The sequence below is a fragment of the Anoxybacteroides voinovskiense genome, assembly GCF_014196205.1.
In the GTDB taxonomy this organism is placed as follows: domain Bacteria; phylum Bacillota; class Bacilli; order Bacillales; family Anoxybacillaceae; genus Anoxybacteroides; species Anoxybacteroides voinovskiense.
In genome coordinates this window covers 25681-51421 of sequence record NZ_JACIDE010000023.1, presented here as the reverse complement: position 1 = coordinate 51421, position 25741 = coordinate 25681, and the positions used below count along the sequence as shown (strand labels likewise).

The following is a 25741-nucleotide window of genomic DNA, read 5'->3' as shown; positions in this document are numbered from 1 at the left end:
CTTTCGACGAAGACGTGCTTGCACGTCGATGGAGAAAGCGGACGCGGAGGAGGATGTTAGTTCGGAGCTAGACAATACGAAAAGCGTAGGCGACTGTTCAGCCACTGCAACTCCTTTTCTTCTGCCCCTGTTATCTAGTTTTGAAGGAACAATCCTTCATTCGTCTAGTGACGATAGCGGAGAGGACACACCCGTTCCCATCCCGAACACGGAAGTTAAGCTCTCCAGCGCCGATGGTAGTTGGGGCTAGCGCCCCTGCAAGAGTAGGACGTTGCTAGGCAGAAAAGACTGACTAAACAAATGTTTAGTCAGTCTTTTCTTTTTGTTTCATTGATACAAACAAACTGAAAATACATATCTTGTAAGTATAGAAACTTATAAATGGGGGAAAAATAGCAAATGGGAGGTGGAAGGTGGCGATGACAAATCAATCGATTGGGGAAACATGCATCGTTTGCGAACAACCGAAAGAACAAGGAATTCATATTTATACAAAATTTCTTTGCATAGACTGCGAGAAAGAAATAGTTCGGACAGATACGGTCGATCCGAAATATCGCTTTTACTTACAACAGTTGAAAAAAATTATGAATCGGGAAATATATTCATAGAACAGGTCCTATTAATAGGACCTGTTTTATTATATATTAAGTGGTGAACGCAAATCTTAAAGGGATGGTTTAAATGAACAAACAAAAAAACACACCGCTATATAATGCTTTAACACAACATGCTTCAGTTAACCCAGTTTCGTTTCATGTGCCTGGCCATAAATACGGAACTGTTTTTCCGATGCAGGCTAGAGAAGATTACAGGAAGTTGTTGCGGCTTGATGTGACGGAATTGAGCGGGCTCGACGATTTGCACCATCCGGAGTCTATTATTGCTGAGGCGCAACAATTGGCTGCTGAGCTTTATGGTGTGGAGGAAACGTTTTTTTTAGTGAACGGTTCAACAGTAGGAAATTTAGCGATGATTTTTGCAACGTGTGAAGAACATAAAAAGGTCATTGTTCAACGGAATTGCCATAAGTCGGTGATTCATGCACTTCAGTTAGTTGGTGCGGCACCTGTTTTTCTTTCTCCTGAATTTGACGAAACGGTTCGGGTTGCATCGTACGTTTCTTTTGCTACAGTAAAAAAAGCAATAGAGGAGCATCCTGATGCAGCAGCAGTAATTTTGACAAATCCGAACTACTACGGTATGTCGGTTCATTTAGAAGAAATAATAAAAATTGCTCACAGCCGCGACATTCCAGTACTTGTAGATGAGGCGCATGGAGCACATTTTGTTGCTGGTCCGCCATTTCCAACATCAGCGATTGTCTATGGTGCAGATATTGTCGTTCAATCGGCGCATAAGACGTTACCAGCGATGACGATGGGTTCTTATTTACATGTGAATAGTTCGCTTGTAGATAAAGAGAAATTGCGCTATTTTTTGCAAGTGTTTCAGTCGAGCAGCCCGTCTTATCCAATTATGGCTTCGCTTGATTTAGCAAGAAGTTATGTAGCTAATGTGGCTTTAGAGGACATCCAACATATTCAAGCGCAAATTGAGCAGTTGAAAGAAAAGATAAATGAAAGCGAAGGGGTAACAGTCGTCCACTCGAACGATCCATTAGTAACGACGGATTTATTAAAAATTACTATTCAAACGAGAAGCGAATGTTCAGGGTATGAGTTGCAACAGCGACTTGAACAACAAGGGATTTTTCCTGAACTAGCTGATCCGTTTAATGTTCTTCTTGTGTACCCATTGGCGCCGGTGAAAGATTTGCCAGCAATTATTGAAAAGATGAAGCGGGCGTTTAAAGGAATGCATGATGATGCACGGACAATGGCGTTTGTCCCTTATTCATTTATGGACGCTTCTCCATCGATTTCTTATCGCGTGTTAGCGAAATTACCGAAAAAGGTTGTTCTGCTTGAAAAAGCAGAAGGACTAGTCGCTGCGGAAACGATTATCCCATACCCACCAGGAATACCATTGTTATGTATGGGAGAAGTGATTCGCAAAGAGCATATCGAGCAAATCATGGCATTAAAGCAATATGGTGCCCGATTCCAAGGAGGAACTTATTTATCTTCTTATCAAATAGAAGTGGTGGAACAATAACGCAACAAGAAAGGAGACAAGTAATGACAAGTTATTTTTTTTCGTTTGAAGGGCCAGACGGGGCAGGAAAAACAACGATTATATCGATGGTGGAGTCGTTTTTGCGGGACAAAGGATGGGACGTAGTCGCGACACGTGAGCCGGGTGGCATTGAGATTGCCGAAAAAATTCGCGACATTATTTTAAATCCTGCTCATAAGGTGATGGACGGTCGTACAGAAGCGTTGCTTTATGCTGCGGCACGTCGGCAACATCTTGTCGAAAAAGTGATTCCGGCGTTAAAAGACGGGAAAATTGTGTTATGTGATCGCTTTATTGATAGTTCGCTTGCGTATCAAGGGTTTGCGCGAGGGTTAGGAATAGATGAGGTACTAAGCATTAATCAATTTGCCATCGAAGGCTATTTTCCAACATTAACGCTTTATTTTGATATTGATCCAAAAATAGGACTAGAGAGAATTTATGGAAACGAAAAACGAGAAATCAATCGTTTAGATTTGGAAAGTTTGTCATTTCATGAAAACGTCCGGAAAGGGTATTTGCAACTAGTCGAACGATTTCCAGAGAGGATTGTTTTGCTTGATGCGTCAAAATCGGTTGCTGATGTGTTTGCTGACGCGATTTCTATTTTAATGGGGAACTTGGAAAAAAACATGCCGTGAACTGCAAATGATGAAATGATAAAGACGTGTTAGAATAAAGGAGAATATAGACGATTAATAAGCGAGTGATAAATGTGGCAGTCATTTGGGAACAACTTCAGCAATACCAGCCAGTTGCCATGAAAATGTTAGCCAATAGCATTGAAAAAGGAAGGGTTGCCCATGCGTATTTATTGGAAGGGCAACGAGGAACTGGAAAACGTGAAGCGAGCCTTTTATTTGCCAAAAGTTTGTTTTGTTTCAATCGAGATGGCTATCAACCTTGTGGTGAATGCAGCAACTGTCGACGAATCGGGTCGCGAAACCATCCAGATGTCCACTGGATTGAGCCGGACGGGCAATCGATTAAAAAAGGGCAAATTGAGGCGTTGCAAGCAGAATTTGCGAAAACGGGTGTAGAATCGAGGAAAAAATTATACGTCATTGTCCATGCAGATAAAATGACAACGAATGCGGCGAACAGTTTATTAAAATTTTTGGAAGAACCTCATACAGGAACAACTGCTATTTTGTTGACGGAACAACTTCATCGTTTGTTACCAACCATTATTTCGCGCTGCCAAGTCGTATCATTTCAGCCGTTACCGCCGCTTTTGCTTGCTAATCGATTAAAAGAAGAGCATATTCCGCCTCATCTGGCAATGCTTACGGCACATGTGACGAATAATTACGAAGAAGCGCTCGAATGGAGTCGAAACGATTGGTTTGCAGAGTCGCGAAAAATAGTGTTACAATTATATGAAGCGTTAAACCAAAACGAGGTTCAAGCGCTTCTCTTTCTCCAAGAAAAATGGATGCCTCATTTTCAGGAGAAGCAGCAGGTAGACATGGGACTGGATTTATTATTGTACTTATATAGAGATATTTTGCATTTGCAGCTTGGCCAACGAGAACATGTCGTTTATTGTGACCGATTAGATGATTTGCGGCAGTGGGCGTTGGCATGCTCGCAAAAGCGAACCATCAATAATATGACGACTATTTTGCAGGCAAAAGCGCGTTTAAATACAAATATGAACGTACATCTTTTAATGGAACAGCTTATCCTCAACTTAAAGGGGGGAACGACGTTTGTATAATGTAGTAGGTGTTCGTTTTAAAAAAGCGGGCAAAATTTATTATTTTGATCCTGGCGAATTAACGATTCAAACCGGGGAATTTGTCATCGTGGAAACCGTCCGCGGCATTGAGTTTGGTAAGGTTGTTATTAGCAATAAACAAGTAGACGAAAACGACATCGTGTTGCCGCTAAAAAAAGTTATCCGTATTGCGGATGCAAAAGATAGAATGGTTGTGGAGGATAATAAAAAAGCAGCGCAAGAAGCATACGAAATTTGTTTAAAAAAGGTTGAGGAACACGGGCTGGAAATGAAACTCGTCGATGTGGAATATACGTTTGACCGCAATAAAGTCATTTTTTATTTTACTGCTGACGGGCGTGTCGATTTTCGCGAGCTAGTGAAAGATTTGGCAGCCATTTTTCGGACGCGGATTGAGTTGCGCCAAATCGGTGTGCGCGATGAGGCGAAAATGCTAGGCGGTATCGGACCGTGCGGACGTATGTTGTGCTGCTCGACGTTCCTTGGTGATTTTGACCCTGTCTCGATTAAAATGGCGAAAGACCAAAACTTATCGTTAAATCCGACGAAAATATCGGGGCTTTGTGGTCGGTTAATGTGTTGTTTAAAATATGAAAATGATGAGTATGAAACGGCAAAAGAACAACTTCCGGATTTAGGGGAATATATTGAAACTCCACATGGTGTCGGAAGGGTAGTCGGCTTGAATATTTTAGAAAGAGTGTTGCAGGTGGAGTTGTCCGAGCATGAGCGAGTAGTAGAGTACACGATTGATGAGTTAATAAAAGAGGGAGTTTTGTCGATTCAAGCCACGGATTAATTGGGGTGGATTTATAGTGAATAAGAAGGAGATTTTTCAATCCATAACAAATATGGAAGAACAAATTAGCCAATTTTATCGTCAGCTTGTAGAATTGAAAGAACATTTTGCACAGTTGCTGGAAGAAAATCACCATTTACAAGTGGAAAATACGCATTTGCGGCAGCGGCTACAAGAACTTGCAGGAGAAACAGTGCCTTCTAGGAAAAAAGAGAAGAACGAACGAAAGCTGATTGATATCGGAGAAGGATATGATAACTTAGCGCGACTTTACCAAGAAGGGTTTCATATTTGCAACGTTCATTACGGAAGCGTTCGTAAAGAAGATTGTTTATTTTGCTTATCGTTTTTAAATAAAAAATAGTAAAGCCTTTCCAATGAAGGAGAGGCTCTTTTCTTGAAAGATAGGAAAGTATAAAATTTTACGATTAGGTGGAGCGCTGTCTAGCTCCAAGCGCCATCGGCTCGAGTCGCTCCGCCCCACGCTGCGGCGGCGAAGCCTCCTCGGTGGGGCTTGTGCGATCTTCGCCGATAGGCGGGCGCTTTGCGCTTTTCTTAAGTGAACGAAAGAGGTTGGAGTAGATGATCAAACTTTACGAGGATGAACGACTTGATTATCTTCTAAACGAAAATATGCGCATTATTCAAAGCCCGTCTGTTTTTGCTTTTTCGTTAGATGCGGTGCTATTAGCGAAATTTGCGTATATGCCGATTCAAAAAGGGAATATTATCGATTTATGCACGGGAAACGGCGTGATTCCTTTGTTGTTGAGCAAGCGAACGAAAGGCAAAATTATTGGTGTCGAAATTCAAGACCGCCTGTATGACATGGCGAAACGAAGCGTACAGTATAACGGATTAGACAAACAAATTGAACTTATTCACGGCGATATTAAAGAGATGCCGAAGCAATTAGGTTATAGCAAATACGATGTTGTAACGTGCAACCCGCCATATTTCCCGACCGTGAGCGAGGAGGAAATAAATAAAAACCGACATTTAGCCATTGCGCGTCACGAAATTTACTGTACGTTAGAAGACGTCGTTCGCGTAAGCAGCCAGTTGTTAAAGCAAGGCGGAAAAGCCGCGTTTGTTCATCGGCCGGGTCGGTTGTTAGATATTGTTACGCTCATGCGGCAATATCGCCTCGAACCGAAACGGTTGAGGTTTGTCTATCCGAAGCTTGGAAAAGAGGCGAACACGATTTTAATTGAAGGGATAAAAGACGGAAGCCCTGATTTAAAAATTTTGCCGCCTTTAATTGTGTATCGCGATGATGATGAGTATACAGATGAAGTAAAACAACTGTTGTATGGTACTTCCAAATAAAGGAGAAAGATGAGGATGTGGCAGCAAAAAAGTTTTGCAGAAGAAAGCGTTGGTATGCTTTATATCGTTCCGACGCCGATCGGCAATCTTGAAGATATTACATTACGGGCGTTACGGGTGTTAAAGGAAGTAGATTGGATTGCGGCAGAAGATACGCGGCAAACGAAGAAATTATTGAACCACTTTGAAATCACGACTCCTGTCATTAGCTATCATGAGCATAACAAATACGCAAGTGGTGCAAAAATTGTCGAGTGGCTTCAAGAAGGAAAAAGTATAGCGCTTGTTAGCGATGCAGGGATGCCGGCAATTTCCGATCCCGGATATGAACTTGTCGCAGCGGCCATTGAGGCAAAATGTAAAGTAGTTCCGCTTCCTGGTGCGAATGCAGCGGTGACGGCGCTCGTTGCTTCTGGTCTTGCGACAGAGCATTTTTATTTTTTTGGGTTTCTTGATCGTACAAAAAAGGAAAAGAAAAAGCAGCTTGATGCGTTAAAACGAGTTCGCGATACGCTTATTTTTTATGAAGCGCCGCATCGGCTCGAAGATACGTTGCTCGTGATGCAGGAAGTACTAGGAGAGCGAAAGATAGCATTATGCCGCGAATTAACAAAGCGGTTTGAAGAGTTTATTCGTGGGACGGTGAGCGAAGTAATTGAGTGGGCAAAACAAGAAGAAGTACGCGGGGAATTTTGCATTGTCGTTGACGGCGCGAAAGAGTGCGAAGAAGCGCAAGATGAATGGTGGCAACCTTTGTCGATTGTCGAGCATGTTGATTATTACGTGCAAGAGAAACATATGAACACAAAAGAAGCAATTAAACAAGTAGCGGTTGACCGCAACATACCAAAGCGGGAAATTTACCAAGCGTATCACCAATAAAAAAGGATGTTCTAGGAAGAACATCCTTTTTTACATTATTTCGATGCTTCTAGGCACTCTTGGATTTCTTTCATAAGAATTTCTGCACCTTCGCGGCTTAAAATGATTTTGCCGCCAGCAAGTTTGAAGTTGTCATCCGATACTTCGCCAGTGACAACACATGTCATATTTGGTTTGTATTTTTTCAAAATGATGCGCTCATCGTCAACATAGATTTCCAATGCGTCTTTTTCCGCAATGTCTAATGTACGGCGCAATTCAATTGGAATCACCACACGACCTAACTCATCCACTTTGCGAACAATACCTGTAGATTTCATTGAACAATCTCCTCTCCATTTTAAGTAATGTTGTGTTTTTCTATATGTTGTTTTTTAGGCTTCATTCGTCAATATTCGACAAATTTCCTACAACCTAATCATATCAGCGTTTCCATTATACGTCAATCCTTTTATATGTAAAAATAAAAAAAAATGTATTTTATTATTTTTGAAAAATATTATACATCAGATAGTTATTATAAAATAAGTGTTTAACCTTTTTAAAATATATATTAAAAAAATAAAAAATCTTACTTTATTATTTGAAATAATGTGTTTTCGTTCCTAATTTGCAATCATTTTTTCCGATTGGAAGTTGCTAAACAAAAGACAAACGACCAGATTGTTCGACAAAATTCAACGTTCTTGTCGTACAAAATAGTGGGATAGAGGTATATTTTTTCGAGAGAAGAGAAATAGATGTTTTTAGCGAAAAAATCATATAAAATAGATGTCAGAAGCGGATCGCTCTCGTCCTTTGGGCGGGGGTTTTTCTATATTGAGGAGGGTGTACAGATGGAGAAAAAAACGTTTTATATTACTACGCCGATTTATTATCCGAGCGGGAAGCTACATATTGGTCATGCGTATACGACAGTAGCAGGGGATGCGATGGCCAGATATAAGCGTCTTCGCGGCTATGATGTGATGTATTTAACAGGAACGGATGAACACGGACAAAAAATTCAGCGCAAAGCAGAGGAAAAAGGGGTAACGCCGCAAGCATATGTGGACGAAATTGTCGCTGGGATTCAAGAACTATGGAAAAAGCTTGATATTTCCTACGATGATTTTATTCGAACAACAGAAGACCGGCATAAAGAAGTGGTCGAGAAAATTTTTGCCCGTCTTGTGGAACAAGGGGATATTTATTTAGATAAATACGAGGGATGGTATTGCACACCTTGTGAATCGTTTTATACGGAGCGGCAGCTCGTTGATGGAAATTGCCCAGACTGTGGACGTCCGGTCGAAAAAGTGAAGGAAGAATCGTATTTCTTTAATATGAGCAAATATGTGGATCGTCTGTTGCAGTATTATGAAGAAAATCCAGAGTTTATTCAACCGGAATCGCGAAAAAATGAAATGATTAACAACTTTATTAAGCCAGGCTTAGAAGATTTAGCTGTATCGCGAACGACGTTTGATTGGGGAATTAAAGTGCCAGGAGATCCGAAACATGTCATTTACGTATGGATTGATGCGCTATCAAATTATATTACGGCATTAGGCTATGGTACAGACAACGATGAAAAGTTTTTGACTTATTGGCCGGCGGATGTGCATCTTGTCGGAAAAGAGATCGTTCGCTTCCATACGATTTATTGGCCGATTATGCTCATGGCGTTAGACTTACCGCTTCCGAAAAAAGTGTTCGCTCATGGATGGTTGTTGATGAAAGATGGGAAAATGTCGAAATCGAAAGGGAACGTCGTCGATCCAGTGACGCTTATTGACCGTTATGGATTAGATGCGCTCCGTTATTATTTGCTTCGTGAAGTTCCGTTTGGTTCGGATGGGGTATTTACGCCGGAAGGATTTGTCGAGCGGATTAATTACGACTTAGCGAACGATTTAGGGAACTTATTAAACCGGACGGTAGCGATGATCGAAAAATATTTCGCTGGCGCTATTCCGGTTTATGAGGGAGCGAAAACAATCTATGACAACGACCTTGTTCATGTGGCGCAAGAAACGGTGAAACAAGTAGAAGAAGCGATGGAGAAAATGGAATTTTCTATAGCGTTGTCAGCCATTTGGCAATTAATTGGTCGTGCCAATAAGTATATTGATGAAACACAGCCATGGGTGTTAGCGAAAGAAGAAGCGAATCGAGAGAAATTAGCGTCTGTGATGGCTCACTTAGCCGAAGTACTTCGTCAAATTGCGGTGTTGTTGCAGCCGTTTTTAACACGAACACCAGAAAAAATTTTCCAACAACTTGGCGTGACGCAAGCGGAATTAAAAACATGGGAAAGTTTATATACGTTCGGTCTTATCAAAGAAGGAACAAAAGTGGAAAAAGGAGAACCACTCTTCCCACGGTTAGAAATGGAAACAGAAGTCGCGTATATTAAAGCGCAAATGCAAGGCGATAAACCAGCCTCTGCACAACCGAAAGAAACCGTTTCGGAAATCGCGATTGACGATTTTTTGAAAGTAGATTTGCGAGTTGCGCAAGTAGTGCATGCAGAGCCGGTAAAAAATACGAATAAACTGTTGAAGTTGCAGCTCGATCTCGGATATGAGAAACGTCAAGTCATTTCAGGAATCGCGGAATTTTACAAACCAGAAGAACTGATTGGAAAGAAAGTGATTTGTGTCGCAAACTTAAAACCAGCGAAACTACGCGGCGAATTGTCGCAAGGGATGATTTTAGCAGGAGAAGAAAACGGGGTGCTTTCACTTGCTACAGTTGATGAACGTTTGCCAAATGGAACAAAAATAAAATAAAACATACCGCGAAGAGGTGGGCGCAAACGGCGCGTGACACCTCTTTGTTGTCGTTTTGTAACGGAAATGTTAAGCGACTGTGACATATGTAATCTTTTCCTATGATACACTTAACAACGAAAAAGGAGTAGGGAAAATGTTATTTGATACACATGCACATTTAAATGCGATGCAATATAGTGAGGATGTCGAAGAGGTAATCAAACGAGCAGAGCACGAAGGGGTATGCAATATCGTTGTCGTCGGCTTCGATCGCCCGACGATAGCACGCGCGATTGAACTGGCAGAGCAATATGATTTTATTTATGCGGCTGTTGGCTGGCATCCAGTGGACGCGGTTGACATGACCGATGAAGATTTATATATGCTCGAACAGCTAGCAGCGCACCCAAAAGTCGTTGCACTTGGTGAAATGGGCTTAGATTACTACTGGGATAAATCGCCGAAAGATGTACAAAAAGACGTATTTCGCAAGCAAATTGCGCTCGCGAAAAAAGTGAAGCTTCCCATTATTATACATAACCGTGAAGCAACAGCAGACATTTTAACGATTTTACAAGAAGAAAATGCGCAAGAAGTCGGCGGTATTATGCATTGTTTTACAGGAAGTGTTGAAGTGGCGAAACAATGCATCGCGATGAATTTTTATATTTCATTCGGTGGTCCTGTGACGTTTAAAAATGCGAAAAAACCGAAAGAAGTGGCGAAAGAAATTCCGTTGGAACATTTGTTAATTGAAACAGATTGCCCGTATTTAACCCCGCATCCGTTTCGTGGCAAACGGAATGAACCGAGTTACGTCAAATACGTTGCAGAGGCGATTGCGGAATTAAAAGGAATTTCGGTAGAAGAAGTAGCACGGCAAACAACGGAGAATGCGAAAAAATTGTTCGGCATTAATCGCTAACGAAACGTGTCGTTTTTTTGGGAGGCTTGTCTAACGATTGCGATAAGAAAAAAAGTTCTACAAATTTAGCATCGTGCATACGATAGAATGTCGACAAGTCTTCCTTTCCTTTCAATGCTATTTTTTGCATAATAGAGTATACGTAAGCGTAAAGGTGAGAGGGAGGAGAAAAAAGGAGGTTTTTCAACATGTTAAATAATGTAAGGAGTTTATTTTCTAGTTCGTTAAGGAAAAATTTAGCTGTTACAGCTAGTGGGATGATAGCGCTTTCAGCGACAACAGGGTTTACGGGGTATGAAGCGACAAAGGAGCATGTCACGATTATAAAAGATGGCGAGAGGCGAGAGATTCGCACACATGCCAACACGGTAGCAGAAGTACTAGAAGAACTAAATATTCATCCACGTCCGGAAGATTACATATACCCCGCGGTTAATGCAGCCGTTACCGATGATTTGCAAATCGTTTGGCAAGCGAGTAAGCGGGTGACGCTGACGGTAAATGAAGCAAAAAAAGAAGTATGGACGACTGCGAAAAACGTAAAAGAATTACTAGCCGCCCAACATATCGCTGTCGGACCGTATGATCGCGTGTTTCCATCGCTAGAGGCAGAAATAAAAAAGGGTATGACGATTTCTTTGGAAAAAGCATTTCCGATTCAATTGAATGTCGGCGGTAAACAACAGCAAGTATGGGCAACTTCGACTACTGTCGCTGACTTTTTAAAGCAGCAGAGCATCGTGTTAAACGAACTCGACCGTGTAGAGCCATCGCTACATGAAAAAATAAAAGCAAATATGGTCGTAAAAGTTATTAAAGTTCAAAAAGTCACCGATGTAGTGGAAGAAGCAGTAGATTTCGCAGTCGTCACTCGCAAAGACGACCGATTGCCGAAAGGAGAAAGACGGGTTATTCAATCCGGCGAAAAAGGGCTCGTATCAAAACAATATGAAGTCGTGCTTGAAAATGGAAAAGAAGTATCGCGGACATTAGTACAAACGAAAACGGTAAAACAGAGTAAAGACCGTGTGATAGCGGTCGGCACAAAGGAAAGAGCACTCACGTCGCGCGGGTCGTCGGAAGCGGTGCGAGAAATGTATGTCACGGCAACCGCCTATACGGCGTATTGCGGTGGTTGTTCGGGAAGAACGAGCACGGGCATTGATTTACGCGCTAACCCTCATCTAAAAGTAATCGCCGTCGACCCACGCATCATTCCGCTCGGTTCGAAAGTATATGTTGAAGGATACGGTTATGCGATTGCGGCGGACACAGGAGCAGGAATTGGGGGATATAAAATCGATGTGTTTTTCCCAGAAAAGTCTGCTGCGTTTCGTTGGGGAGCAAGACGCGTAAAAATTAGAATTATTGATTGAACGGAGGGATTTTTCACCCTCTGTTTTTTCGTTATAATGAAAGATGATTTTCTATTTCTTTAGACGAAAGAAACGCGAAAAAGTTTCACGTTTTAGCGGGAATGCTAAAAAGAAAAGGCGATGAAAGGGGTACGTACCATTACGTTGAAAATTAAAGAGATTATTGTGGTAGAAGGAAAAGACGATACAGTGGCTGTTCGGCGAGCAGTGGAAGCCGATACGATCGAAACGAACGGGTCAGCGATTAACGAAGAAACGATTGAGCGAATTAAGCTGGCGAAAGAAACGCGTGGCGTCATTATTTTGACAGATCCGGATTTCCCAGGAGAGAAAATCCGCAAAACGATTGCAGAACACGTTCCTGGCTGTAAACATGCGTTTTTGCCAAAACAATCAGCGCTTTCGAAAAAAGGGAAAGGCGTTGGGGTAGAGTATGCGACGGTAGAAGCCATTCGGCATGCCCTTGAACATGTATATGAAGAAGCGGTGGAATGGGAAGAAGAAATTACGTTGGACGATTTACTTGCGGCAGGGTTAGTCGGCGGTGCGTTAGCGAAAGCGCGGCGACAACGGCTAGGACAGCTGTTGAAAATCGGGTATACGAATGGGAAACAACTGTATAAGCGATTACAAATGTTCCGCATTTCCAAACATGCGTTTTACGATGCGTTGCAGCAAGTGCTTCGGGAGGAAAAAGAAAATGACTAAAGATATTGCCACACTAGGACGAACACGTGAGATTTTAGAGAAATACGGATTTTCGTTTAAAAAAAGTTTAGGGCAAAATTTTTTAATCGATACAAATATTTTGCGGCGCATTGTCGATTACGCAGAAATAGCCGACGAAACGGGTGTCATTGAGATTGGCCCTGGTATTGGGGCGCTTACTGAACAACTTGCTCGCCGCGCGAAAAAAGTGGTGGCATTTGAAATCGACCAGCGCTTGTTGCCGATTTTAGCGGACACGTTGTCACCGTATCCGAACGTGCGCATCATTCATCAAGATGTGCTCAAAGCGGACATTCGTCGCGTGATGGCAGAAGAGTTTTCTAGCGTTCATGATGTCATGGTTGTGGCGAACTTGCCGTATTATGTGACAACGCCAATTATTATGAAATTGTTAGAAGACCATTTGCCGATTCGTGGTATTGTTGTAATGCTGCAAAAAGAAGTAGCAGATCGCATTTCAGCGCAACCAGGCACGAAAGATTATGGTTCTTTGTCTATTGCCGTTCAATATTATACGACAGCAGAAACGGTCATGACCGTTCCACGAACCGTTTTTATCCCACAACCGAATGTTGATTCGGCGGTCATTCGGCTAACCAAACGAGAAAAACCAGTGGTTGACGTTATCGATGAGTCGTTTTTCTTTCAAGTCGTCCGAGCAAGTTTTAGCCAGCGGCGCAAAACGATTTTGAATAATTTAACGAGCCAATTACCAAATGGTAAGCAACAAAAAGAAGCAATCGAACGTGTGCTGACAGAGCTGCAAATTGATTCGCGTCGGCGAGGAGAAACGTTGACAATCGAGGAATTCGCTAAGCTGAGCAATCGGTTAGTGAAGGAATGGAAGGAAAAGGCCTAATTTTTAGGTCTTTTTCTTTTTCCTTCACTTCTTTTGTGTCGATGCATATTGTACTTAATAAATCGGATTGGGGGAACAAAAGATGGAGATAAAAATAGGGGATATTGTGGCAAGAAAGTCGTACGAATGTGATCTATTGTTTCGAGTTGTGGACATCAAAGAGAAAAACGGAGAGAAAGAAGCGATTCTTTATGGAGAGGATGTACGGTTAATGGCGGATGCTCCGTTTGACGATTTATTGATTGTTGATGAATTCGAACGACAACTTAGGGAGAAAAAAGAACAAGAGCTCATTGAGCAATCGTTTAAATTGTTTCGTCAAGATTACCATTTATTAAAACAAAAGACGGAATATCGAGCGACCGGTGGATATCAAACGGACAAAGATTTTTTTCACATTCCAGGGCGCGTTCTTCATCTAGATGGCGACCCTGTTTATTTGCAAAAATGTTTAAATTTATATGAACGAATCGGTGTCCCAGTACATGGAGTGTATTGTGAGGAAAAAGAGATGCCTGAGAAAATTGGTGTACTTTTAGAGCAAGTTCGACCCGATATTTTAGTTGTTACCGGCCATGATTCTTACTCGAAATCGAAAGGGAAAATAACAGATTTACGGGCATACCGTCATTCGAAATATTTTGTGCAAACCGTGAAAGAGGCACGAAAAAAAATTCCTCATCTTGACCAACTTGTCATTTTTGCAGGTGCATGTCAATCGCATTTTGAATCGCTCATTCGCGCAGGTGCTAATTTTGCGAGCTCGCCTGCTCGCGTTAATATTCATGCACTCGATCCAGTGTATATTGTGTCAAGAATTAGCTTTACCCCATTTATTGAAACAGTGAACGTGTGGGATGTGTTACGCAATACATTAACAGGGGAAAAAGGATTGGGGGGAGTGGAAACGAAAGGGGTGTTGCGTACAGGGATGCCGTTTCGTTTAATTCAAGAAGAGTAACGAGATCGCGACGACCAATAAGAGGCGGGCGATCTTTTCTGTTTTTTATACATAATTTTTGCCATCTAGGTATACACTATATGCGGAAATGAGAAAAATGTAGAAAAAAACACATTGACACAAGCGGAAGAGCATTGATATAATTTTTTATTTTTGATTTTTTTATTAATATTTGTTATAATAAAAATTAGTGAGGTGGAGAGCGAATGGCAAAAACTTTATCCGATATTAAAAAAGCGTTAGATTCGAATATCGGCAAACGCTTGACATTAAAAGCAAACGGCGGAAGAAGGAAGACGATTGAACGTTGTGGGATTTTGGCGGAAACGTATCCTTCCGTCTTTGTCATTGAGCTCGATCAAACAGAAAATGCGTTCGAGCGCGTATCTTACAGCTATGCAGACGTATTAACAGAAACAGTTCAACTAACGTTTTTCGACGATGATCATATGGCGATGGGGAGGCAGTAGACGCTTGTTTGCTGCTTTTTTTGTTGTGTTTTTTTAAAAACAGCGAATACTAAAAGTGTCGCGGGATTAGAAAGGAGCTGTTTTGTTTGGGACGACGTCGGGGAATCATGTCGGAACGGTTTAAAGAAGAGTTAGCGAAAGAGCTCGGGTTTTACGACGTGGTGCAAAAAGAAGGCTGGGGAGCCATCCGTGCGAAAGATGCAGGGAATATGGTGAAACTAGCGATACAACTGGCCGAACAGCATTTAGCCAACAAAACGAAGGAATAAAAATAATATCCGCGGCAGCCGAAGCGTCTCGCTTCGGTTTTTGTTTTCTATTATGAATGTTTCTTGATAATATTAATGATTGGTGCGGTTTTGTGGTAAAATGTTCGTATAAGTTTTGAAGTCGTTAAAGTAGGTGGACAAGTTGAGACTATTGGTAAAAGCTCCGGCAAAAATCAACTTATCGCTAGATGTGCTACATAAGCGGCCAGATGGATACCACGAAGTCAAAATGGTAATGACGACAATTGATTTGGCAGATCGGGTAGAGTTAGCACCGCTTGCTAGCGATACGATTCAAATTATATCACATAATCGGTTTGTGCCGGATGATCATCGCAATTTGGCGTACCAAGCTGCCAAATTGTTAAAAGAAACGTTTGGTGTTCGGAAAGGTGTAGCAATCTCGATTACAAAAACGATTCCCGTCGCTGCTGGACTAGCGGGTGGGAGTAGCGATGCCGCTGCGACGTTGCGTGGGTTAAATAAGCTTTGGCAATTAGGGCTGACGATTGATGAATTAGCGGAACTTGGAGCAAAAATCGGTTCGGATGTATCGTTTTGTGTGTACGGTGGAACAGCACTTGCGACAGGACGGGGGGAGAAAATTGAACATCTCCCTGCACCACCACCGTGCTGGGTTATTTTAGCGAAGCCAACCATTGGGGTTTCCACCGCCGAAGTGTATCGCAACTTAAACGTGCAACGAACTTTTCACCCTGATGTCGATGGAATGGTGCAAGCCATTAAAGACCGGGATTACGAGCGGATTTGTTCGCTTGTCGGCAACACGCTTGAAGATGTGACGCTAAAAATGCACCCAGAAGTTGCGCACATTAAAGAACAAATGAAACGGTTCGGCGCAGATGCCGTTTTAATGAGCGGGAGTGGACCGACTGTTTTCGGATTAGTGCAGTACGATTCACGGTTACAGCGTATTTATAACGGGCTCCGTGGATTTTGCGACCAAGTGTTTGCTGTTCGGTTATTAGGGGAGCGAAATTCATTTGATTAAACGCGTACATTAATGGTATATTTAGTTTAAAATATTCGGTTTTTCGGGAGGTCCATGTATGAAGTTAAGGCGCAGTAGCCGCTTAGTCGATATGACGCATTATCTCCTTGAGCATCCACACCAGTTAGTGCCACTGACGTTTTTTGCAGAGCGGTACCAATCGGCTAAATCATCGATTAGCGAAGATTTAGCGATTATTAAGCAAACGTTTGAGCAACAAGGTGTTGGAACGTTAAAAACGATTTCAGGGGCAGCAGGCGGTGTGCAATATATTCCTAAACTATCGATGGAAGAAGCAAAGGCAACGGTTACGTATTTATGCGAGCAGTTAGCCAATCCGGATCGGCTATTGCCGGGTGGGTATTTGTATATGACGGACATTCTTGGTGACCCGCGGATTATCAATAAAATTGGCAGGCTATATGCGTCGCTGTTTGCCGACCGGGCTATTGATGTGGTCATGACGATTGCTACGAAAGGAATTCCGTTAGCTTATGCTGTCGCTCACTTTTTAAACGTTCCTGTTGTCATCGTTCGCCATGACAATAAAGTGACAGAAGGTTCGATGGTAAGCATTAATTACGTTTCTGGTTCGTCTAAGCGCATCCAGACGATGGTATTGGCGAAACGAAGCTTGGCAGAGGGGACGAACGTGTTAATCGTCGATGATTTTATGAAAGCGGGCGGAACAATCAACGGGATGATTAGTTTATTAAACGAATTTAACGCTCGAGTAGCTGGCATCGGTGTGCTCGTTGAATCCGAAGAACCGAGTGAACGGCTCGTCGACGAATACATTTCCTTAGTGAAGCTCTCATCTGTTAATATAAAAGAGAAGCAAATAACCATTAACGAAGGAAACTACATGAACTTTATGTAATGAAAGGAGACTGTTATTTATGAAAAAAGTCGAAACAACAAAAGCACCGCAAGCAATTGGACCATATTCGCAAGGCATTATTGTCAATAATATGTTTTACAGCTCGGGGCAAATTGCGTTAACGCCAGAAGGAGAAATGGTACAAGGCGATGTGAAAGAGCAAACGCATCAAGTATTTAAAAATTTACAAGCCGTTTTAGAAGCAGCCGGTGCATCGCTTGATACCGTTGTGAAAACAACCGTGTTTTTAAAGAGTATGGACGATTTTGCTGCGATGAACGAAGTATACGGACAATATTTCAACGAACATAAACCAGCGCGCTCTTGCGTGGCCGTTGCAAAACTACCAAAAGACGCACTTGTGGAAATCGAAGTCGTTGCGTTAGTGAAATAATTTGATCTTTCGCTCACCTGTTTTCCCTTTCCTTTTTGACAGAAACCGGTCGTTTTAGGTATTTTTTAAAAAAAATTTATAAAAAAAGAAGGAAATACGGGAGAAATGTGGAATAACATTAACTAAGTTCTGATATAGGGAAAAGGTGGTGAGCATAATGGAAGTAACTGACGTAAGATTACGCCGCGTGAATACCGAAGGACGTATGAGAGCGATTGCGTCTATTACGTTGGATAATGAATTTGTTGTACATGATATCCGCGTAATTGACGGCAATAACGGCTTGTTTGTCGCTATGCCAAGCAAGCGTACTCCTGACGGGGAATTTCGTGACATCGCGCATCCGATCAATTCCACAACCCGCGGGAAAATTCAAGAGGCTGTATTGGCCGAGTATCACCGCTTAGGTGAGCTTGAAGCAGAACTTGAAGAAGCCGGTGCTTCTTAAATAGAAAAAGCCTGTCCGACATCGGACAGGCTTTTAATTTTTGACAAAAGCGAATGTTGCCTTGAAATACATAGCTAATTGAGATATATTCAATATGGATAAAAAGGTAATTGGAGGCCCTATTCATGAAACGATATGCGGTAATATTGGCAGCGGGACAGGGGACGCGCATGAAATCAAAGCTATATAAAGTGCTACACCCTGTTTGCGGCAAGCCAATGGTTCAGCATGTAGTCGATCAAGTGTTGCAGCTTGGTCTCGAAAAACTGATTACAGTTGTTGGATTTGGTGCCGAACAAGTAAAGGCGCAAATCGGCAGCAAAAGCGAGTTTGCGTTGCAAGAAGAACAGCTCGGGACAGCACACGCGGTAATGCAAGCAGCTCCGTATTTGCAAGACAAAGATGGTGTAACGTTAGTTGTTTGCGGTGACACTCCTCTTATTACAGCGGAAACGATGAAAGCGTTGTTAGAACATCACCTTGCGACGAATGCAAAAGCGACGATTTTAACAGCGATGGCGGAAAATCCAGCAGGATATGGTCGCATCGTTCGGAACGAAGAAGGACACGTTGAAAAAATTGTCGAACATAAGGACGCAACAGAATTAGAGCGAGCGATCAATGAGATTAATACGGGTACATATTGCTTCGACAACCGCTCGTTATTTGAAGCGCTTACAAATGTATCCAATAACAACGTGCAAGGTGAGTATTATTTGACCGATGTCATTGAGATTTTAAAAGCAAAAGGGGAAGTTGTTTCCGCGTATCAAGCTGTTTCGTTTGCCGAAACCATTGGCGTCAATGATCGCATTGCGCTTGCGCAAGCCGAAAAAATAATGCGCGACCGCATTAATCGCTACCATATGACAAACGGCGTGACGATTATTGCTCCAGAGCATACGTATATATCACCGGAAGCGAAAATTGGACGTGACACGATTATTTATCCAGGCACGATTATTGAAGGAGCAACGGTGATTGGTGAAGACTGCGTCATTGGTCCGCATTCAGAAATTAAAAACTGCGTCGTCGGAAACAATACAACGATTCGTCACTCTGTCGCCCACGATAGTGAAATTGGAAATCATGTAACGATCGGGCCGTTTGCTCATATTCGTCCGTCTTCGCAAATTGGTGACGACGTTCGGATTGGAAATTTTGTCGAGATTAAAAAATCGACGTTCGGAAAAGGAAGCAAAGCATCCCATTTAAGCTATATTGGCGATGCAGAAGTAGGGGAAAATGTAAATTTAGGCTGTGGCTCGATTACCGTGAATTATGATGGGAAAAATAAGTATTTGACAAAAATTGAAGACGGCGCATTTATTGGGTGCAATGCGAATTTAATTGCTCCTGTAACGGTTGGAAAAGGAGCATATGTAGCAGCTGGCTCTACGATTACCGATGACGTTCCAGGAAATGCATTATCGATTGCCCGCGCCCGTCAAGTGAATAAAGAAAATTATGTCGACCGTCTAAACGCGAAGAAAAAATCCTAATGGAGGTTTATCATGTCTCAATATGTTGATTCGAGCTTAAAGTTGTTTGCGTTGAATTCGAATAAGCAGTTGTCGGAAGAAATCGCCCAAATTATCGGTGTACAGCTTGGAAAATGTTCGGTATCTCGGTTTAGTGATGGGGAAATTCAAATTAACATCGAAGAGAGTATCCGCGGTGGAGATGTGTTCGTTATCCAATCGACGAGTGCACCTGTGAACGAGCATTTAATGGAACTTCTCATTATGATTGACGCATTGAAGCGTGCTTCTGCTAAGACGATTAACATTGTCATGCCGTATTACGGCTATGCACGCCAAGACCGTAAAGCGCGTTCGCGTGAACCGATTACGGCAAAATTAGTGGCAAACCTTTTAGAAACAGCGGGTGCTTCTCGCGTCATTACACTCGATTTACACGCGCCGCAAATTCAAGGGTTTTTTGACATTCCAATCGATCATTTAATGGGCGTGCCAATTTTAGCGGACTACTTTAAAAACAAAAACCTCCAAGACATTGTTATCGTATCGCCAGACCACGGCGGAGTAACACGGGCGCGCCGATTAGCAGACCGCCTCAAAGCGCCGATTGCGATCATCGATAAGCGCCGTCCAAAACCAAACGTGGCGGAAGTTATGAATATCGTTGGACAAGTAGAAGGAAAAACTGCTATTCTAATTGATGATATCATCGATACGGCGGGGACGATTACATTAGCAGCGAATGCGTTAGTCGAAAACGGGGCGGCTGATGTGTATGCATGTTGCACGCACCCAGTATTGTCTGGGCCAGCAATTGAACGAATTCAAAACTCGAAAATTAAAGAATTGGTTGTCACAAACTCTATTGCGCTTCCAGAAGAGAAGAAAATTGAAAAAATTGTCGAGCTATCGGTAGCTCCTTTAATTGCCGAAGCGATTATTCGCGTCTACGAAAAACAATCGATTAGTGCACTATTTGATTAATCCATGATGTTTAAATCTTCTTGTTTTAGGACAAAGTAATCCATAGATTCTAAAACAGGAGGGTGACTCATTCATGGCTGTATTAGAAGCAAAAAAACGAACAGACGAAAAACGCTCTTACATTCGTTCCCTTCGATTAGAAGGAAACATTCCAGGCGTATTGTACGGAAAAAATGTTCAAAGTCATGCAATTTTTGTGAATGCAGCAGACTTTATTAAAACGATTCGCGACGAAGGCCGCAATGCATTAATTACGTTAAATGTAGATGGTGAGAGTTTCACGGCTTTGCTTCGCGACATTCAAAAAGACCCGTTGCGCAGTGAAATCACGCATGTCGATTTCCAAGCGGTCGATATGTCAACAGAAGTAGAGATTGAGGTAAACGTGCATTTAATTGGAGATGCCGCTGGTGTGAAAGACGGTGGCGTATTGCAGCAATCGCTGCACCAGCTATCGATTCGCGCACTGCCAGCAAACATCCCGCCTTCCATTGACATTGATATTTCTCATTTACAAGTTGGCGATACGTTGACGGTTGGCGATATTCAAACAGGTGGAAAATACGAAATTAATCATGAGCCGACGGAAGCCATCGCCTCGATTTTGCCGCCGAAACAAGAAGAAGAAATTCATAGTGGCGAGCAACAAGAGGCTGGACGACCGGAGGCAGAAGAAGGTCGAGAAACAGCCCCAGTGTCATAATGGAAGATGAAATATATCGTTTTGCGAAAGTATTTCGTGCGTATATATGGTGATAAAAAAAGAGGTGTCCCGTTGCTTTTGGGACACCATCTTTGTACTATCATGTAAAGGTGCACATTTTTTGCATATGAATAAAGAGAGGAGAACAACTGTTGAAACTGTTTGTCGGTTTAGGAAACCCGGGAAAAGAATACGAAGAAACGAGGCATAATGTCGGATTTATGGTCATCGATGAATTGGCACGACGGTGGAACGTTTCTTATAACCAAGCAAAGTTTCACGGCATTTTTGCCTCTCATGTCATTTCTGGAGAAAAAGTTATTTTATGTAAACCGCTGACATATATGAACTTGTCAGGCGAGTGTGTTCGTCCGCTCATCGATTATTTTAAAATAGACATAGAGGATGTTGTTGTTATTTATGACGATTTAGACCTTCCTGTCGGGAAAATTCGGTTACGGACAAAAGGAAGCGCCGGAGGGCATAATGGCATTAAATCGCTCATTCACCATTTAGGGACAGAGCAGTTTAAACGAATTCGTGTCGGCATCGGTAGACCACAAAACGGACAAAAAATAACAGATTACGTTTTAGGGAGATTTCCGGTGGAAGAAGTGCCCGAAATAAAACAAGCCATTCACCGTGCGGCAGACGCCTGTGAAAAATTTGTCGGTGCATCGTTTGTGCAAGTGATGAATGAGTTTAATGCGTGAATAAAACTTTTCCTAATGGTGAAAAATAAATGTATGGAAAGACCCATTAGGAGGTTGCGGACATGGCACTGCATTATTATTGCCGACATTGCGGCGTCAAAATCGGAACGCTCGATAGCGTTTCGCTCGATAGCGAACAGCTAGGTTTTCATCATTTAACAGAAGAAGAACGGCTAGAGATGATTTCTTATTTATCAAACGGCGACATTCAAGTGAAAACGATTTGCGAAGATTGCCAAGAAGCGCTAGAACGGTATCCAGAATGGCATCAATACGAGAAATTTATTCAATAGAGAGCTTTGGGCAAACCAAAGCGTTTTTGCATTTACTGTTTATGAGAGGAGGGGAGTTAGGTGCGCGCACTGCATCATTATTTTGTAGAAAACGAAGATATTCAATTGATTTTGAAAGGCGTGGAAGCTGGATTAAAAGAACAGTTAGTGACCGGGTTGTCCGGTTCGGCGCGGTCGGTGTTTTTATCCTCCATTTACAACGAGATGAACCGGCCGCTACTTGTCGTCGCACATAACTTATTTCAAGCACAAAAAATATACGATGACCTTGTGCAGCTACTTGGAACGGAGGAAGTATTCCTTTATCCTGTCAATGAAATGATTGCCGCGGAAATGGCTATCGCCAGCCCAGAGTTAAAGGCGCAAAGGTTAGAAGTGATGAACTATTGGGCGAAACAAAAGAAAGGAATTGTTGTTACCCCGGTTGCCGGTATTCGCCGCTTATTGCCGCCAAAATCGTTATGGGCAGAAAACTTACTGACGATTACGGTAGGAAACGAACTAAATCTTGAAACATATAAACACCGCCTTGTGCAAATGGGGTATAAACGGACGGCAACAGTGTCAACCCCAGGGGAATTTAGCATTCGTGGCGGCATTATTGATGTGTACCCGTTGACGGCCGAACTTCCGTATCGAATTGAGTTGTTTGATACCGAGGTCGAATCGATTCGGACGTTTACTGTTGATGACCAACGTTCCCAAGCGGAAGTGAACGAAGTGTTGATCGGTCCAGCGGATGAAATGCTCGTATACGGGGAAATATTGCAACGTGGAATCGAACGCATTGAACAAGGGCTTTCTGAAAGCCTGCAAAAACTAAAAGACGAAAAAGCAAAACAACTGTTACTCGAACATTTGTCATTAGAACTAGAACAACTGAAACAAGGGCAAACGATTGAACAGCAATATAAGTATGCATCGCTTTTTTATGAATGGCCTGCTAGTTTGCTAGATTATATGCCAGAAAACGGCTTACTGTTATTGGATGAAGCAAGCCGGATTTATGAAACGTCGGAAAATTTAGATAAAGAGGAAGCGGAATGGTACACAAGTTTATTATCGGCTGGAAAAATCATTCATGACCTCCCGATTTCCCATTCGTTTTCCGACTTATTGCAAACGTGCAAACAGCCGCGTGTCTATTTATCGCTATTTTTGCGCCACGTTCCACATACGCATCCACAAAATATTGTGAGCGTTTCCTGCAAGCAGATGCAACATTTTCATGGTCAGATGGAACTGTTAAAGACGGAATTGGAACGGTGGAAAAAAGCGAAATATGCGGTTGCTTTTTTAGCGCCAACCACAGAACGGCTCAAAAAATTGCAAACGGTTTTAGAAGATTACGAAATAGACGTAGCGCCGTTGCCGGACGGAACACCGCTCATGCATGGGAAATGCCAGCTATTGCAAGGCGACTTAAATAGCGGCTTCGAACTGCCACTACAAAAGTTAGCGGTCATTACAGAAGAAGAATTGTTCAAAAAACGAGTCAAAAAGCCGATTCGACGGCAAAAGCTATCGAATGCTGAACGAATTAAAAGCTATTCCGAGCTGCAAGTCGGCGATTATGTCGTGCATGTCAATCACGGAATCGGTAAATATTTAGGGATTGAAACGTTAGAAATTAACGGGATTCACAAAGACTATATTCACATTCAATACCAAGGTGGCGATACGCTATACGTTCCGATTGACCAAATTGACCAAGTACAAAAATATGTCGGCTCAGAAGGAAAAGAACCGAAAATTTATAAACTTGGCGGAACGGAATGGAAAAAGGTAAAGAAAAAGGTTGAATCATCGGTTCAAGATATTGCCGAAGATTTAATTAAGCTTTATGCCGAGCGTGAGGCAAGCAAAGGATACGCGTTTTCGCCAGATACGGAAATGCAGCGGGAGTTTGAGGCGGCTTTCCCTTATCAAGAAACAGAAGACCAGCTTCGTTCCGTTGAAGAAATTAAACGCGACATGGAAAGTGAAAAACCGATGGATCGGCTGTTATGCGGCGACGTTGGCTACGGAAAAACAGAAGTAGCATTGCGGGCGGCGTTTAAAGCGATTATGGATGGAAAGCAAGTCGCATTTTTAGTGCCGACGACGATTTTGGCGCAACAACATTACGAAACTGTTCGGGAGCGTTTTCAAGGGTATCCGATTAATGTAGGACTATTGAACCGTTTCCGTACGAAAAAGCAGCAAACCGAAACGATCAAAGGTTTAAAAGAAGGCACGATTGATATGGTTATCGGCACGCATCGGCTTTTATCAAAAGATGTGGCGTTTAAAGACTTAGGGTTGCTTATTATTGACGAAGAACAGCGATTCGGCGTCAGCCATAAAGAAAAAATTAAGCAACTAAAAGCAAACATCGACGTGTTGACATTAACGGCAACACCGATTCCAAGGACGTTGCATATGTCAATGATTGGTGTGCGTGACTTATCCATCATTGAAACACCGCCGGAAAACCGTTTTCCGGTGCAAACATATGTGATGGAGTATACACCGGAGTTAGTTCGCGAAGCCATTGAACGCGAATTAGCACGGGACGGGCAAGTGTTTGTCCTCTACAACCGCATTGAGGATATTGATGTCAAAGCGGAAGAAATTGCTGCCCTCGTTCCAGATGCACGCGTCACATACGCCCACGGACGAATGACGGAAACCGAACTCGAAAATGTCATCCTCTCGTTTTTAGAAGGGCAATACGATGTGCTTGTGACGACGACGATTATCGAAACGGGTGTCGACATCCCGAACGTCAACACGTTAATCGTGTATGACGCGGACCGAATGGGATTGTCGCAGCTTTATCAGCTGCGTGGACGTGTCGGACGGTCAAATCGCGTAGCGTATGCGTACTTTACGTATCGAAAAGATAAAGTATTAAATGAAGTAGCCGAAAAGCGTCTACAAGCGATTAAAGAGTTTACAGAGCTTGGGTCTGGGTTTAAAATCGCAATGCGCGATTTATCGATTCGCGGAGCGGGCAATATATTAGGAGCGGAGCAACACGGCTTTATCGACTCCGTCGGCTTTGATTTATATTCGCAAATGTTAAAAGAAGCGATTGAAAGAAGAAGAGGAATTCCGCAAACCGAAAAGGTGTCGGAAGTCGAAATCGATATCGAAGTCGATGCATACATTCCGGATACGTATATTGATGACGAACTGCAAAAAATTAATATGTATAAGCGCTTTAAAGCAGTTAGCACACTAGATGAACTAGAAGAACTACGCGATGAAATGCTCGACCGGTTTGGCGAATATCCAGATGAAGTCGATTATTTGTTCCAAATTGCTGAAATGAAAGTATATGCGAAACAAAACGGCGTACAATCGATTAAGCAACATAAGCAGCAAATTGATATTTTATTTACCGAGCAGGCATCAAAAGAAGTGCAAATTCAGCGGTTATCAAAAATTGGCAACCGTTACGGCCGCGTGTTCGGATTTGGCATGGAAGGAGAAAAGTTTAAAATCGTCCTTCATGTGAAAGGCATGAAACCACAAGAATGGCTTGTCATTTTATACGAAACGTTAAAAGCGCTCGATGTTGAGAAAAATGAAAAATCCGTTACGGCATAAGTTT

Annotated in this window: 27 protein-coding genes and 1 rRNA gene; 27 read left to right on the top strand and 1 reads right to left on the bottom strand. The window is 42.4% G+C overall.

Annotated features, from left to right (window positions below):
- Nucleotides 1–163: 163 nt before the first annotated feature.
- The 9 genes from rrf (at nucleotide 164) to rsmI (ending at nucleotide 6890) form a co-directional block, all read left to right on the top strand.
- Nucleotides 164–280, top strand: a 5S ribosomal RNA gene (gene rrf, locus GGR02_RS13755).
- Between the two features lie 139 nt (nucleotides 281–419).
- A complete protein-coding gene (locus tag GGR02_RS13750; protein WP_183185572.1) occupies nucleotides 420–611 on the top strand; it encodes a sigma factor G inhibitor Gin in 192 nt (63 codons plus the stop codon).
- Between the two features lie 73 nt (nucleotides 612–684).
- Nucleotides 685–2118, top strand: coding sequence for an aminotransferase class I/II-fold pyridoxal phosphate-dependent enzyme (locus GGR02_RS13745; protein WP_183185568.1), 1434 nt, complete (start codon nucleotides 685–687; stop codon nucleotides 2116–2118).
- A 23-nt stretch (nucleotides 2119–2141) separates the two neighbouring features.
- Entirely contained in the window at nucleotides 2142–2780 is a 639-nt protein-coding gene (gene tmk, locus GGR02_RS13740) for a dTMP kinase (protein WP_183185567.1), read from the top strand.
- Nucleotides 2781–2854: 74 nt separating this feature from the next.
- Complete coding sequence (gene holB, locus GGR02_RS13735; protein WP_183185566.1) at nucleotides 2855–3859, top strand: DNA polymerase III subunit delta'; 1005 nt, start codon at nucleotides 2855–2857, stop codon at nucleotides 3857–3859.
- Nucleotides 3852–4679, top strand: coding sequence for a PSP1 domain-containing protein (locus GGR02_RS13730; RefSeq protein WP_183185565.1), 828 nt, complete (start codon nucleotides 3852–3854; stop codon nucleotides 4677–4679). The genes holB and GGR02_RS13730 overlap by 8 nt, the downstream gene beginning before the upstream one ends.
- Before the next feature lie 16 nt (nucleotides 4680–4695).
- The gene (gene yabA / locus GGR02_RS13725) at nucleotides 4696–5043 is read left to right on the top strand and encodes a DNA replication initiation control protein YabA (RefSeq protein WP_183185564.1); all 348 of its coding nucleotides are present in this window, start codon (nucleotides 4696–4698) and stop codon (nucleotides 5041–5043) included.
- 218 nt (nucleotides 5044–5261) lie between these two features.
- The gene (locus GGR02_RS13720; protein ID WP_183185563.1) at nucleotides 5262–6008 is read left to right on the top strand and encodes a tRNA1(Val) (adenine(37)-N6)-methyltransferase; all 747 of its coding nucleotides are present in this window, start codon (nucleotides 5262–5264) and stop codon (nucleotides 6006–6008) included.
- 15 nt (nucleotides 6009–6023) lie between these two features.
- The gene (gene rsmI / locus GGR02_RS13715; RefSeq protein ID WP_183185562.1) at nucleotides 6024–6890 is read left to right on the top strand and encodes a 16S rRNA (cytidine(1402)-2'-O)-methyltransferase; all 867 of its coding nucleotides are present in this window, start codon (nucleotides 6024–6026) and stop codon (nucleotides 6888–6890) included.
- Between the two features lie 35 nt (nucleotides 6891–6925).
- On the opposite strand, the gene GGR02_RS13710 is transcribed toward rsmI, so the two are convergent.
- Nucleotides 6926–7210 (bottom strand): AbrB/MazE/SpoVT family DNA-binding domain-containing protein, encoded by a 285-nt coding sequence (locus GGR02_RS13710; protein ID WP_066322225.1) that lies wholly within the window; start codon nucleotides 7208–7210, stop codon nucleotides 6926–6928.
- Between the two features lie 498 nt (nucleotides 7211–7708).
- On the opposite strand from GGR02_RS13710, the gene metG reads away from it, so the two are divergent.
- The 18 genes from metG to mfd all read left to right on the top strand — a co-directional run bounded on the left by metG (nucleotide 7709) and on the right by mfd (nucleotide 25737).
- A complete protein-coding gene (metG, locus tag GGR02_RS13705; RefSeq protein ID WP_373286635.1) occupies nucleotides 7709–9664 on the top strand; it encodes a methionine--tRNA ligase in 1956 nt (651 codons plus the stop codon).
- A 136-nt stretch (nucleotides 9665–9800) separates the two neighbouring features.
- Entirely contained in the window at nucleotides 9801–10571 is a 771-nt protein-coding gene (locus tag GGR02_RS13700) for a TatD family hydrolase (RefSeq protein ID WP_183185560.1), read from the top strand.
- 188 nt (nucleotides 10572–10759) lie between these two features.
- Nucleotides 10760–11947 carry a G5 and 3D domain-containing protein gene (locus GGR02_RS13695; RefSeq protein ID WP_183185559.1) on the top strand — a complete coding sequence of 396 codons (1188 nt, stop codon included), beginning with the start codon at nucleotides 10760–10762 and terminating at the stop codon, nucleotides 11945–11947.
- A gap of 120 nt (nucleotides 11948–12067) precedes the next feature.
- Nucleotides 12068–12655, top strand: a complete 588-nt coding sequence (gene rnmV / locus GGR02_RS13690) for a ribonuclease M5 (RefSeq protein WP_183185558.1) — start codon at nucleotides 12068–12070, stop codon at nucleotides 12653–12655.
- Entirely contained in the window at nucleotides 12648–13535 is an 888-nt protein-coding gene (gene rsmA, locus GGR02_RS13685) for a 16S rRNA (adenine(1518)-N(6)/adenine(1519)-N(6))-dimethyltransferase RsmA (RefSeq protein ID WP_183185557.1), read from the top strand. Before rnmV ends, rsmA begins: the two co-directional genes overlap by 8 nt.
- Nucleotides 13536–13617: 82 nt before the next feature.
- The gene (gene yabG / locus GGR02_RS13680; protein ID WP_183185556.1) at nucleotides 13618–14496 is read left to right on the top strand and encodes a sporulation peptidase YabG; all 879 of its coding nucleotides are present in this window, start codon (nucleotides 13618–13620) and stop codon (nucleotides 14494–14496) included.
- Nucleotides 14497–14702: 206 nt separating this feature from the next.
- Nucleotides 14703–14966 (top strand): biofilm formation stimulator Veg, encoded by a 264-nt coding sequence (veg, locus tag GGR02_RS13675; protein ID WP_066322212.1) that lies wholly within the window; start codon nucleotides 14703–14705, stop codon nucleotides 14964–14966.
- 86 nt (nucleotides 14967–15052) lie between these two features.
- The gene (locus tag GGR02_RS13670) at nucleotides 15053–15235 is read left to right on the top strand and encodes a small, acid-soluble spore protein, alpha/beta type (protein WP_183185555.1); all 183 of its coding nucleotides are present in this window, start codon (nucleotides 15053–15055) and stop codon (nucleotides 15233–15235) included.
- 142 nt (nucleotides 15236–15377) lie between these two features.
- Nucleotides 15378–16247 (top strand): 4-(cytidine 5'-diphospho)-2-C-methyl-D-erythritol kinase, encoded by an 870-nt coding sequence (gene ispE, locus GGR02_RS13665; protein WP_183185554.1) that lies wholly within the window; start codon nucleotides 15378–15380, stop codon nucleotides 16245–16247.
- 58 nt (nucleotides 16248–16305) lie between these two features.
- Nucleotides 16306–17127: a pur operon repressor gene (purR, locus tag GGR02_RS13660; RefSeq protein WP_183185553.1), complete on the top strand. Its 822-nt coding sequence runs from the start codon at nucleotides 16306–16308 to the stop codon at nucleotides 17125–17127.
- A 19-nt stretch (nucleotides 17128–17146) separates the two neighbouring features.
- Nucleotides 17147–17521: a RidA family protein gene (locus GGR02_RS13655; RefSeq protein WP_066322206.1), complete on the top strand. Its 375-nt coding sequence runs from the start codon at nucleotides 17147–17149 to the stop codon at nucleotides 17519–17521.
- Nucleotides 17522–17678: 157 nt separating this feature from the next.
- Nucleotides 17679–17969 (top strand): septation regulator SpoVG, encoded by a 291-nt coding sequence (spoVG, locus tag GGR02_RS13650; RefSeq protein ID WP_066322204.1) that lies wholly within the window; start codon nucleotides 17679–17681, stop codon nucleotides 17967–17969.
- A gap of 125 nt (nucleotides 17970–18094) precedes the next feature.
- Nucleotides 18095–19471 carry a bifunctional UDP-N-acetylglucosamine diphosphorylase/glucosamine-1-phosphate N-acetyltransferase GlmU gene (glmU, locus tag GGR02_RS13645; protein WP_183185552.1) on the top strand — a complete coding sequence of 459 codons (1377 nt, stop codon included), beginning with the start codon at nucleotides 18095–18097 and terminating at the stop codon, nucleotides 19469–19471.
- 12 nt (nucleotides 19472–19483) lie between these two features.
- Entirely contained in the window at nucleotides 19484–20434 is a 951-nt protein-coding gene (locus tag GGR02_RS13640) for a ribose-phosphate diphosphokinase (protein ID WP_221210860.1), read from the top strand.
- A 73-nt stretch (nucleotides 20435–20507) separates the two neighbouring features.
- The gene (locus GGR02_RS13635; RefSeq protein WP_183185551.1) at nucleotides 20508–21137 is read left to right on the top strand and encodes a 50S ribosomal protein L25/general stress protein Ctc; all 630 of its coding nucleotides are present in this window, start codon (nucleotides 20508–20510) and stop codon (nucleotides 21135–21137) included.
- Nucleotides 21138–21289: 152 nt separating this feature from the next.
- Entirely contained in the window at nucleotides 21290–21850 is a 561-nt protein-coding gene (gene pth, locus GGR02_RS13630) for an aminoacyl-tRNA hydrolase (protein WP_183185550.1), read from the top strand.
- A gap of 62 nt (nucleotides 21851–21912) precedes the next feature.
- On the top strand, nucleotides 21913–22143 hold the full coding sequence (locus GGR02_RS13625) for an anti-sigma-F factor Fin family protein (protein ID WP_183185549.1): 231 nt from the start codon (nucleotides 21913–21915) through the stop codon (nucleotides 22141–22143).
- 60 nt (nucleotides 22144–22203) lie between these two features.
- Complete coding sequence (gene mfd / locus GGR02_RS13620; RefSeq protein ID WP_183185548.1) at nucleotides 22204–25737, top strand: transcription-repair coupling factor; 3534 nt, start codon at nucleotides 22204–22206, stop codon at nucleotides 25735–25737.
- The last annotated feature ends 4 nt before the right edge of the window (nucleotides 25738–25741 follow it).

Excerpts from the sequence above, each read along its gene's own strand:
- rsmA (WP_183185557.1), top strand. The coding sequence starts at position 12,648 with ATGACTAAAGATATTGCCACACTAGGACGAACACGTGAGATTTTAGAG.
- GGR02_RS13720 (WP_183185563.1), top strand. The coding sequence starts at position 5,262 with ATGATCAAACTTTACGAGGATGAACGACTTGATTATCTTCTAAACGAA.
- GGR02_RS13750 (WP_183185572.1), top strand. The coding sequence starts at position 420 with ATGACAAATCAATCGATTGGGGAAACATGCATCGTTTGCGAACAACCG.
- GGR02_RS13710 (WP_066322225.1), bottom strand. The coding sequence starts at position 7,210 with ATGAAATCTACAGGTATTGTTCGCAAAGTGGATGAGTTAGGTCGTGTG.
- glmU (WP_183185552.1), top strand. The coding sequence starts at position 18,095 with ATGAAACGATATGCGGTAATATTGGCAGCGGGACAGGGGACGCGCATG.
- spoVG (WP_066322204.1), top strand. The coding sequence starts at position 17,679 with ATGGAAGTAACTGACGTAAGATTACGCCGCGTGAATACCGAAGGACGT.
- GGR02_RS13635 (WP_183185551.1), top strand. The coding sequence starts at position 20,508 with ATGGCTGTATTAGAAGCAAAAAAACGAACAGACGAAAAACGCTCTTAC.
- GGR02_RS13700 (WP_183185560.1), top strand. The coding sequence starts at position 9,801 with ATGTTATTTGATACACATGCACATTTAAATGCGATGCAATATAGTGAG.
- GGR02_RS13655 (WP_066322206.1), top strand. The coding sequence starts at position 17,147 with ATGAAAAAAGTCGAAACAACAAAAGCACCGCAAGCAATTGGACCATAT.
- GGR02_RS13745 (WP_183185568.1), top strand. The coding sequence starts at position 685 with ATGAACAAACAAAAAAACACACCGCTATATAATGCTTTAACACAACAT.
- veg (WP_066322212.1), top strand. The coding sequence starts at position 14,703 with ATGGCAAAAACTTTATCCGATATTAAAAAAGCGTTAGATTCGAATATC.
- GGR02_RS13640 (WP_221210860.1), top strand. The coding sequence starts at position 19,484 with ATGTCTCAATATGTTGATTCGAGCTTAAAGTTGTTTGCGTTGAATTCG.
- rnmV (WP_183185558.1), top strand. The coding sequence starts at position 12,068 with ATGAAAGGGGTACGTACCATTACGTTGAAAATTAAAGAGATTATTGTG.
- rsmI (WP_183185562.1), top strand. The coding sequence starts at position 6,024 with ATGTGGCAGCAAAAAAGTTTTGCAGAAGAAAGCGTTGGTATGCTTTAT.
- purR (WP_183185553.1), top strand. The coding sequence starts at position 16,306 with ATGAAGTTAAGGCGCAGTAGCCGCTTAGTCGATATGACGCATTATCTC.
- tmk (WP_183185567.1), top strand. The coding sequence starts at position 2,142 with ATGACAAGTTATTTTTTTTCGTTTGAAGGGCCAGACGGGGCAGGAAAA.
- GGR02_RS13695 (WP_183185559.1), top strand. The coding sequence starts at position 10,760 with ATGTTAAATAATGTAAGGAGTTTATTTTCTAGTTCGTTAAGGAAAAAT.
- GGR02_RS13625 (WP_183185549.1), top strand. The coding sequence starts at position 21,913 with ATGGCACTGCATTATTATTGCCGACATTGCGGCGTCAAAATCGGAACG.
- yabG (WP_183185556.1), top strand. The coding sequence starts at position 13,618 with ATGGAGATAAAAATAGGGGATATTGTGGCAAGAAAGTCGTACGAATGT.